Source organism: Actinoplanes sp. NPDC026623, assembly GCF_040638275.1.
Lineage (GTDB): Bacteria > Actinomycetota > Actinomycetes > Mycobacteriales > Micromonosporaceae > Actinoplanes.
Window position 1 is genome coordinate 1 of sequence record NZ_JBEZXZ010000274.1, and the last position, 9,508, is coordinate 9,508.

General features: G+C 71.5%; 11 protein-coding genes. 7 read left to right on the forward strand and 4 right to left on the reverse strand.

What is annotated here, in order from left to right:
• Positions 1-35 precede the first annotated feature (35 nt).
• A complete protein-coding gene (gene sulP / locus AB0F10_RS41640) occupies positions 36-1,808 on the reverse strand; it encodes a sulfate permease (protein WP_360638935.1) in 1,773 nt (590 codons plus the stop codon).
• Between the two features lie 217 nt (positions 1,809-2,025).
• Between sulP and AB0F10_RS41645 the strand changes: the two genes are divergently transcribed.
• The 6 genes from AB0F10_RS41645 (at position 2,026) to AB0F10_RS41670 (ending at position 6,370) form a co-directional block, all read left to right on the forward strand.
• Positions 2,026-2,469, forward strand: coding sequence for a hypothetical protein (locus tag AB0F10_RS41645; RefSeq protein ID WP_360638938.1), 444 nt, complete (start codon positions 2,026-2,028; stop codon positions 2,467-2,469).
• A 105-nt stretch (positions 2,470-2,574) separates the two neighbouring features.
• Positions 2,575-3,705 carry an AI-2E family transporter gene (locus AB0F10_RS41650; protein ID WP_360638941.1) on the forward strand — a complete coding sequence of 377 codons (1,131 nt, stop codon included), beginning with the start codon at positions 2,575-2,577 and terminating at the stop codon, positions 3,703-3,705.
• A gap of 70 nt (positions 3,706-3,775) precedes the next feature.
• The gene (locus AB0F10_RS41655; protein ID WP_360638944.1) at positions 3,776-4,195 is read left to right on the forward strand and encodes an MmcQ/YjbR family DNA-binding protein; all 420 of its coding nucleotides are present in this window, start codon (positions 3,776-3,778) and stop codon (positions 4,193-4,195) included.
• Positions 4,196-4,346: 151 nt separating this feature from the next.
• The gene (locus AB0F10_RS41660; protein WP_360638947.1) at positions 4,347-4,739 is read left to right on the forward strand and encodes a GntR family transcriptional regulator; all 393 of its coding nucleotides are present in this window, start codon (positions 4,347-4,349) and stop codon (positions 4,737-4,739) included.
• Positions 4,740-4,781: 42 nt separating this feature from the next.
• A complete protein-coding gene (locus AB0F10_RS41665) occupies positions 4,782-5,717 on the forward strand; it encodes an ABC transporter ATP-binding protein (RefSeq protein WP_360638950.1) in 936 nt (311 codons plus the stop codon).
• Positions 5,714-6,370 (forward strand): ABC-2 transporter permease, encoded by a 657-nt coding sequence (locus AB0F10_RS41670; protein ID WP_360638953.1) that lies wholly within the window; start codon positions 5,714-5,716, stop codon positions 6,368-6,370. The genes AB0F10_RS41665 and AB0F10_RS41670 overlap by 4 nt, the downstream gene beginning before the upstream one ends.
• Here AB0F10_RS41670 and AB0F10_RS41675 read toward each other — a convergent pair whose 3' ends face one another.
• The 3 genes from AB0F10_RS41675 to AB0F10_RS41685 all read right to left on the reverse strand — a co-directional run bounded on the left by AB0F10_RS41675 (position 6,371) and on the right by AB0F10_RS41685 (position 9,001).
• Complete coding sequence (locus tag AB0F10_RS41675) at positions 6,371-6,865, reverse strand: hypothetical protein (RefSeq protein WP_360638956.1); 495 nt, start codon at positions 6,863-6,865, stop codon at positions 6,371-6,373.
• A 233-nt stretch (positions 6,866-7,098) separates the two neighbouring features.
• Positions 7,099-7,686, reverse strand: coding sequence for a hypothetical protein (locus AB0F10_RS41680; RefSeq protein WP_360638958.1), 588 nt, complete (start codon positions 7,684-7,686; stop codon positions 7,099-7,101).
• A gap of 169 nt (positions 7,687-7,855) precedes the next feature.
• A complete protein-coding gene (locus tag AB0F10_RS41685) occupies positions 7,856-9,001 on the reverse strand; it encodes an acyl-CoA dehydrogenase family protein (RefSeq protein WP_360638961.1) in 1,146 nt (381 codons plus the stop codon).
• 78 nt (positions 9,002-9,079) lie between these two features.
• On the opposite strand from AB0F10_RS41685, the gene AB0F10_RS41690 reads away from it, so the two are divergent.
• Positions 9,080-9,508: acyclic terpene utilization AtuA family protein (locus AB0F10_RS41690; RefSeq protein ID WP_360638964.1), on the forward strand; the 429-nt coding region annotated here is incomplete at its 3' end.

Here is a 9,508-nt window from a genome sequence, read left to right on the forward strand (position 1 = left end):
GGCGGACCCGGCGGGTCCGCCGCCGCCCTGCCCGGTCAGGTTCTGCCGGTCCACTCCACGCCGGTCTGCTCCCGGTAGGCGTCGACCGCGTCCTCGATGGTGTGGAAGAAGTGCTCCGGGTTTATCGTCCGGGTCAGCCCGTAACGTTCGATCTTGGTGCGGACCGGCGTCTTCATCTCGGCGAACACCAGCGAGATGCCCATGGCGTTCACCTCTTCGTCCAGCTGGGTCAGCACGTCGGCGGCGGTGGTGTCGACGTCGGTGATCGGTTCCGTGGCGATCACGATCCACTTCGGCGGCGGATCCGTCCGGGCCAGCCGCCGGATCTGATCGCGGAAGACCCGGACGTTCGCGAAGATCAGCGGTGCGTCGAAACGGAACAGCACCAGTCCGGGCAGGTGCTCGGCCTGCGGGTAATCCCGCAGGTCGTGGTAGCCGGCGACGCCCTCCGCCCGGCCCAGCACCGCCTGGTACGGCCACCACGCCTGGCGGAACACGTTCAGCGCCGACAGGGCCACCGCGATGCCGATGCCGGGCAGGACGCCGAGCAGCGCCACCCCGAGGAACGCGGCGATCGACAGGCTGAACTCGACCCGCCGCTGCCGCCACAGCCGGACCGTGCCCGGGATGTCGGCCAGCGACATCGAGGCGGCGATCACGACCGCGCCCAGGATCGGCTGCGGCAGGTTGCGCAGCAGGCCCGGCACCAGGATCAGCATGAGCGCGATGGCTGCGGCTCCGACCACGCCGGTCACCTGCGTACGGGCGCCGGACTGCTCGGCGACCGCGGTGCGCGAGCCGCTCGTGCTGACCGGGAAGCCCTGGAAGAACGAGGCGGCCACGTTGGCCGCGCCGATGCCCACCATCTCCTGGTCGCCGCGGACCTCCTGGCCGCTGCGCGCGGCGAAGGCCGACGAGGTGGAGATGGTGTCGGTCAGCGAGACCAGGGCGATGCCGAACGCCCCGCCGAGGAGCACGCCGAAGTCGGACCAGGACAGGGTCGGCAGCGTCAGGGGCGGGAAGCCCTGCGGCAGCGCGCCGACCAGCCCGACGCCGTGGTCGGCCACGTTGAAGACCTGGGCGGCCACGATCGAGGCGACGACCGCGATGAGCACCCCGGGCACCTTGGGCAGCCAGCGCTGCAGCAGCACGATCAGGGCCAGCCCGAGCAGCCCGATGGTGACCGCCGCGGGCACGGTCTCGCCGTTGGCGACGCCCTTGACGAAGCCGATGGTCTCCTCGACCAGGCCCTCGCCGTCGACGGAGAAGCCGAACAGCTTCGGCAGCTGACCGATCAGGATGGTCAGGGCCAGGCCGTTCATGTAGCCGATCTGGGTGGGCCGCGACAGCAGGTCGGCGAGGAAGCCGAGCTTGGCGATGCCGGCCACCACCAGCAGCACGCCGACCATGAGCGCGAGCATCGAGCCGAGCGCCACGGCCTGCGCCGGGTCGGCGGCGGAGCCGAGGGCGGTCAGGAGCACCGCGGCGATCATCGGGCCCAGCGACGAGTCGGGCCCGAGGACCAGGATCCGGGACGGGCCGAAGACGGCGTAGGCGAGCAGGCAGAAGATCGACGTGTACAGCCCGGTGATCGGCGGCAGCCCGGCCAGTTCGGCGTACGCCATGCCCTGCGGCACCAGCAGGGTCGTCAGGACGATGCCGGCGACGGCGTCGCGCGGCAGCCAGGCGGGCCGGTAGTTCGCGATGACCTGCAGGCCGGGGATCCAGCCGGTGATGCCCCCGGGGGTTTCGTCGCCCCGCAGCGGATCCCCCGCGGCCGGGGTGACGGCGCGTTCCCGGTTCGTCACGTTGCCTGCCTCTCCAAGGTTCGACCACGGCGTACGCCCAGTGAGCTACAGAAGGCGGCCCCGGACCTCATTCCGCGCGAATGAACAACGGCCCGGGGCCCGATAACGGCCGGATGCCCCTCCGGCGGTTCATTCGCCGGGGATGGCGTGCGGTGATCCGGGCGGGCGCCAGGATTACGACCAAGGTCCGGCACGCGGACCGTTCGAGGAGTGCAGCATGGCCGCAGACCAGCGATCCAGGTCGTCCAGCCCGTCCAACCTGCTTTCAGACGAACCCCCGGCCACCGGCTGGGTCGGCTTCGTCATCTTCGGCGGCATCATGCTGACGATGCTCGGCGGTTTTCAGATCATCGAGGGGCTCGTCGCCCTGTTCAACGACGAGTACTTCCTGGTCACCTCCAGCGGCCTGGTCCTCACCATGGACTTCACCGCCTGGGGCTGGACCCACCTGCTCATCGGCCTGGTCGCCGTCGCGGCCGGCATCGGCGTCCTGAGCGGGCAGACCTGGGCCCGGGTGACCGGCATCGTCATCGCCGTGCTCAGCGCGCTCGCCAACATGCTGTTCCTCGCGGCCTATCCGGTCTGGTCCACCATCGTGATCGCCCTCGACATCCTGGTGATCTACGCGCTCGCGGTCCACGGCCGTGAGATCAAGTCCTGATTCCACGGCAGCCGGGGCCGGTGTCACGGCCGGCCCCACACGCGAGAGGGAGCAGACCGTGAGCCACGTCGTTTCCCAGCGGTGCCCGCGCGCCCGGGGCGACGCGTGACCGGCGCGGGCCCGCCGCCCGCCGTCCTGCCACGCGGGGTTATCGTCCTGCTCGGCATCGCGGGAATCGTGATCACGGTCGCCGGCCTCCGGGGCGTGGCCCACCTGATCGCCCCGGTCTTCCTGGCGCTGATGCTGACCGTCACGGTGAGCCCGCTCAGCGTCTGGCTCCGCAGGCACCGCGCACCGGTCTGGGTGGCCATGCTGACCACCGTGACCGTCGTGTACGTGGTGCTGTTCGGCCTCGGCACCGCCATGGTCGTCTCCGTCGCCAAGCTGCTCGAGCTGATGCCGACCTATCAGGCCCAGTTCGACTCGCTGCAGGCCGACCTGGCGTCCGCCCTGAGCAACCTCGGCATCAGCGAGTCCCAGCTCGGCGGCGTCCTGGACCGGGCCGACCCGACCGCGATCGCGGACCTGGTGAGCTGGGTGTTCGGCGGCATCACCAGCGTCCTGTCGAACGCGGTGTTCCTGCTCGCCGTGCTGCTGTTCATGTGCCTGGACGCGGTCAGCTTCCCCGCCCGGCTGCAGTCGACCGCGGACCAGCGCCCGCAGGTGGTCACGGCGCTGCGGTCCTTCGCGCAGGGCACCCGCAGCTATCTGCTGGTCTCGACGGTGTTCGGACTGATCGTGGCGGTGGTCGACACCCTGATGCTGTGGGCGCTGGACATCCCGCTGCCCGTCCTGTGGGGCCTGCTCGCCTTCATCACCAACTACATCCCGAACATCGGCTTCGTCATCGGCCTGGTGCCGCCCGCCCTGCTCGGGCTGCTGGACGGCGGGGTCGACAAGATGATGGCGGTCATCGTCCTCTACTGCGTCGTGAACTTCGTCATCCAGTCGGTGATCCAGCCCAAGATCGTCGGGGACGCGGTGGGGCTGTCGTCGACCGTGTCGTTCCTGTCCCTGGTCTTCTGGGCCTGGGTGCTGGGCCCGCTCGGCGCGCTGCTGGCCATCCCGCTGAGCCTGCTGGCCAAGGGGCTGCTTGTCGACATCGACCCGTCGACCCAGTGGATCAACGTGCTGCTCTCCGGAGGATCGTCCCCGCCCCCCGAAGCGCCCGCACCGGCGCCCCCCGAGCCGGCGCCTTCCCCACCGGACGCGGCGGCGGCCGGCGAGACCTCGTAGACCGAACCCGCTGACGGCGCAACGCGGCGACCGGCGCGCGACGCCGGACGGCGACCGATATGGTCGGCCCATGTCCGGCCCTGGAGACGTGCCGCCGGAGATCCTGGACCGGCTGCGGCCGATCTGCCGGCGGCTGCCCGAAACCTACGAGGAACCGGCCTGGATCGGCGTCCGCTGGCGGATCCGCGCGCGGACCGTCGCCCACGTCTACACGCCGGACCCCGAGCGGCATCCGGGCTACGCCCGGTATGTGATCGCCGGCGAGGCACCGACCGTGATGACGTTTCGCGTGCCCGCCGACGACCTGCTCGGGCTGACCGCCCCGGGCTTCCCGTACCTCCGCGCGCCCTGGGGCCGCAACGTCGCCGTCGCGATCCTCGGCGACCACACCGACTGGACCGAGGTGGCCGAGTTGATCACCGACAGCTACCGCGAGACGGCACCGAGGTTCCTCGCCGCCCGGGTCGCCCTCCCGCCGCCTGGCGACTGATCCGCCGGGCGCCGACCGGATCGTGCCGGCGCCGTTCCGGGAGAACAGAGGTATGGCGTCGTGGGTCGCATCCGTGTGCCGGTGATTGCCCAACCGCCGCACTCACTGTATATACTGTGCATGTACAGTAGATCGAGGCGGGAGGCGTGCCATGCGGGTGGTGTTGTCCAACAGCGCGGGCGTGCCGCTCTACCAGCAGATCAAGGAGCAGCTGGGCACCGCCATCCTGACCGGCGAGCTCGCCGAGGGCAGCGCCCTGCCCTCGGTCCGCGCCCTCGCGCGTGACCTGCGGATCAGCATCATCACCACCACCCGCGCCTACGCGGAGCTGGCCGCCGAGGGCTTCATCGCCACGGTCCCCGGCAAGGGCGCCTACGTCCTGCCGCTGGACTCGGCCCTCGTGCGGGAGCAGCTCCTGCGCCAGATCGAGGACGGGCTGCAGGCCGCCCTGACCGCCGCCCGGCAGGCCGGGATCCGGCGCGACGAGCTCATCGGAATCCTCGACGGGCTGATTCAGGCCGAGCAGCACGACGCCGTCCGGTGACGGCGCACCGATGAACCGGACTTCAGGCAGGAGGTTCCACCAATGAGCAGCGACCTCGCGTTCGCCCTCCGCGGTGTCGGCACCGCGGTGGCCGGCAACTTCCGATTGCGCGACGTGACCTTCGAACTGCCGACGGGCTACGTCATGGGCCTGATCGGCGCCAACGGCGCCGGCAAGACGACGACGATCCGCTGCCTGCTCGGCATGCGCCGGATCGACGCCGGCGAGATCGAACTGCTCGGCCACCGGGTGCCCGGGCCGGTCGAGCTGCGCCAGGACGTCGGCGTGGTGCTCGACCACACCTGCCTGGTGGGCGACTGGCGGCTGACCGAGGTCGAGCGGACACTGCGCCCGTTCTACGACCGCTGGGACGCCGCGGGCTACCGCCGGCTGCTCGGCGAGTTCGGCCTCGACCCGCGGGCACGGGTCAAGGACCTGTCCCGGGGCATGGCGATGAAGCTCATGATCGCCGTGGCGCTGTCACACCAGGCCCGGCTGCTCGTCTTCGACGAGCCGTCCAGCGGCCTCGACCCGGTCACCCGCGACGAACTCGTCGGCATCATCGGCGACTTTCTGGTCGACGAGGGGCACAGCGTCCTGTTCTCCACCCACATCACCTCCGACCTCGACCGCATCGGCGACTACGTGACGCTGCTCCACGAGGGTCGCATCGTCCGGACCGGCACCAAGGACGAGATCCTGGACGCCTACCGGATCGTCCGGGCCGGGCCGGACGACCTGCGCGGGCTCGTCGGCGTCCAGCTGATCGGCGCCCGCCGGACCCCGGCCGGTTCGCAGGCACTCGTACGCACCGAGGAGGCCGCACTGCTCGGCGGGGACGTCCTCGTCGAGGCGCCAACCCTCGAGGAGATCGCCGTCCACGTCGGAGCTCGCGCTCCCCGGCGGGAACCGGATCCCGGCGTCGAAGGCGACCCGGCACGGCACGCGTCCTCGTTGTCCACCGGAGGCGCGTCATGATCGCCGTCGCCCGCATGGCCATGCTGGACCTGCGCACCGTCGCCCCGCACCGCTACCAGGGCCTCGCGGTGTTCGGAGTGTGTCTCCTCTTCCTCACCCACAACCCCGTCGTGTTCGTGCCGGCGCTCGTCCTGCTGCTCACCTCGCAGGTCGCCGCCCATCCGTTCCTGATCGCCGACAAGGCCGGCCTGGAGACCCTGTACGCCATGCTGCCGCTGCGTCGCCGCACGGTGATCTACGGGCACTACGCCTGGGCCGTGGCGAGTTTCGTCGCCACCGCCGCGGTGGGCACGGCGCTGACTCTGCTCCTCGCGCGGATCCAGTCCGCGCCGCTCGGTGGCCGGACGCTGCTGACGGTGCTGACGCTGTCCTGGGCCGTGTTCGTCGTCAACGTCGCGATCCAGTTTCCGCTGTTCGTCCGGTTCGGATACAGCCGCATCAGCCTCCTGAGCACCTTCCTGCCGCTGGCGCTGGTCATGATGGCCCTGGCCCGGCTGCACCTGACCATCGTGACCTTCGCGGAACTCCAGACCTGGCTCCCGCTGCTGTGGGTGGCCGGCGCGGCCGCGCTCGTGGCGTCCGTGGCCGTGGCCGTCACCGCGGACCACCGGCGGGTGCGCAACGGCGCGGCGGCGCCGGGCCGGGAACGATGATCAGCCGCAGCGCTGGTCCAGCTGGCGGCGCAGCGCGGCCCAGCTCGCCGAGACGGCCGCCACCTGCGCGATCAGGTCGGGCCTCGCCGCCTTGACGCTCTCCCGGTCGGTCAGCCCCGACACCGTCTTCGACAGCTCGGCGAGCGACGCGCGCAGCGCGGCGATCGCGGGCTGGTACGCGGCGGACCCGGCCGCGCTGACGGCGTCCAGGTCCTGATGCACCTGCTGCGCCGCGGTCATCACCCCGGCGGCGCCCGCCGTCGCCAGGTCGAGCCCGCGCAGGGCCGCCACCGAGGACCCGAGCCTGTCGCGGGCCGCGCAGACGGCCGCCACCGACGCGTCCGGGCTGGGCGCCGCCGCCACGCTGCTGGTGACCACCTGCGGCGTGGCGGTGCTTTCGGACTCGCCCGCGGAATCGCATGCGGGGGCCGCCAGCACCAGCATGAGCGCCGCGAGCAGGCCCGACCGGCGCCTCCAGGAACCCGTGCGTGACATCGCCCCGCCTCTCGTCTCGCCCACGCCGAGGTTCGGTGGGCGGCCAGCATCATCGACCCGTCCGGGTTTCCGTCAGTGTCGGCCGCACCGGGCCGCGCCACGTCATCCCCGGCGGACGAGATCAGGACGGCACCGCCCGATCGACCCGAGGGCGCCGCGGCGCCGCTTCACCCCTCGCGGATGATCCCGCCGCGCACCCGGCAGTTCGCCTACCCGAGACCGCGGCGCGCCGCTCAGCCCCGGGTCACCAGGAGATCGTGGGACACGCTGCGGTACCAGGCGGTCAGCGCCGAGATCGTGGCGGTCGACTTCAGCCGTACCCTGTCGATGGTCTTGGCCCCGCCGTAGGACCGGCCGTCCGGGCAGGGCGCACCCACCGTGGGGCCGACGGACGTGCCGGAGACCCCGCTGACCGCCCCGGTGAGCTTGAAGCCGACGACCCGGCCCTTCGGATCGGCGGCGGTGGCGGTGGCCGCGTCGTACGCGACGGACGAGCCCAGGTTGAGCACCGAGCTCTCCCTGATGTGGGTCACCACGATGGTCAGATGCTCGCGGGTGCCCCTCGGCGCGGTGTCCCAGCCGCAGACGACCGTGTAGGTGTCCTCGATCGACCGGCTGTGACTGAAGGTGACGCCGGCCGCGCGCGACTGCAGCATCGCGCCGCTCCAGCGGAAGGGCGTCCGCACGTCGCCCCCGCCGACGAAGCCGGTGCCCCGGTCGGGGTCGAACCTGACCGACGCGGACGCCGGCGTGGCGTACAGGAGGCCGGCGGCGAGGGCGACGCCGACTGCGGCGAGGGTCGAAACGAAGCGGGAGTGCATGTCTGTCTCCTGAAATGTGCCTGCGTGCGCCGACCGGCAGGCAGGCCGCGCCGCTCCCCGATGTGTGCACGCACAAGGTAACCGACAGATAATTACACAGATCATCACGACTTACCCTGAAAGGATGAATATCGGTGTAATTAACACACGCTCCGGCCGGCGGCGCCGTCTAGGCCGGTAGCCCGTCGAGGCGGGCGAGGACCTGGAGCATCACCTCGTCGGCGCCCGCGCCGATCGAGGTGAGCCGGGTGTCGCGCAGCAGGCGGGCGGTCCAGGTCTCCTCGAGATAGCCCATGCCGCCGTGGAACTGCAGGCACCGGTCGGCCACCTCGCGGATCAGCCGGCCCGCCTTGAGCTTCGCCACCGTGGCCAGGCGGGTGATGTCCTCGCCGGCCATCAGCGCCTCGCAGGTGATCAGGTTGTGGCTGCGAAGCAGCTCCACCTCGGCCTGCAGCTCGGTGAGGCGGAAGGCGACGTACTGCCGGTCGGCGAGCGGGCGGCCGAAGACGGTGCGCTCGTGGATGAACTTCCGGGTGCGGTCGAGGGCGTACTGGCACTGGCCGACGGTGGTGTAGGCGGCGAACATCCGCTCGGTGACGAACTGGCGCATCTGCTGCTGGAAGCCGCGCCCGGCCTCGCCGATGGTGTTGGCGACCGGCACGCGCACCGCGTCCAGGACCAGTTCGGCGGTGTCGGAGCAGCGGTTGCCGAGCTTGTCGAAGGTGCGCGCGACGCTGAAGCCGGGCAGGGCGGTGGGCACGACGATCTGCGACATCCCCCGGTAGCCGCCCTCGTCGGAGGTGCGCGCGAGCAGGCAGATCCAGTCGGCCTGCGTGCCGTTCGTGATGTAGATCTTGCGGCCGGTGATCACCCAGTCGTCGCCGTCGCGCACGGCGCGGGTGCGCAGCCGGGAGACGTCGGAGCCGATGTCCGGCTCGGTGACGGCGATGGCGGTGACCGCGGTGCCGGCGACGGCGGGCCTGAGGTAGCGCTCCTTCAGCTCGGCCGACCCGAACTCGTGCAGCGAGGGCGTCGCCATCATCGCCTGCACGCCGAGGGCCATCCCGACGCCGGTCGCGTGGATCCGCCCGTACTCCTGCGCGGCGACCATCTGGAAGCTGTGGTCGGCGCCCTCGCCGCCGTAGGCCGCGTCGTACTCCAGGCCGAGCAGGCCGAGGGCCGCGGCCTTGGGGAACAGGTCGTGCAGCGGCGCCCGCCCGGCCGCCTCCCACTCGTCGACATGCGGGTTGACCTCGGTGTCGACGAACCGGCGGATGCTTTCGGCGAAGGCACGGTGTTCCTCGGTGAGCCGCATACGCCGACCGTAGCGACGGCACACCGCAGAAACAAGCATGCTTGCTTGTTTTTCCCGGCTGTGCCAGTGTCACGTGGCATGAACCCGACCCCGAACGCCGAGACGCTGCGCGTCGGCAACTGCTCCGGGTTCTACGGTGATCGCCTCTCGGCGATGCGCGAGATGCTCGAGGGCGGCGATCTCGACGTGCTCACCGGCGACTACCTCGCCGAGCTGACCATGCTCATCCTCGCCCGGGACCGGATGGCCGACCCCGCGGCCGGCTACGCCCGGACGTTCCTCGCCCAGCTGCGCGACTGCCTGCGGCTGGCCCTGGACCGCGGCGTCCGCATCGTCGCCAACGCCGGCGGCGTCAACCCGCCCGGCCTGGTCGCCGCGATCCGCGAGCTGGGCCTGCCCGCCAGGATCGCGCTGGTGCGCGGCGACATGGCGCACGACCTGGGCCACCCGCCCTTCGGCCACCTCGGCGAGCGGGTGCTGGACCGGCAGGCCCAGCCGCTGCCGGGC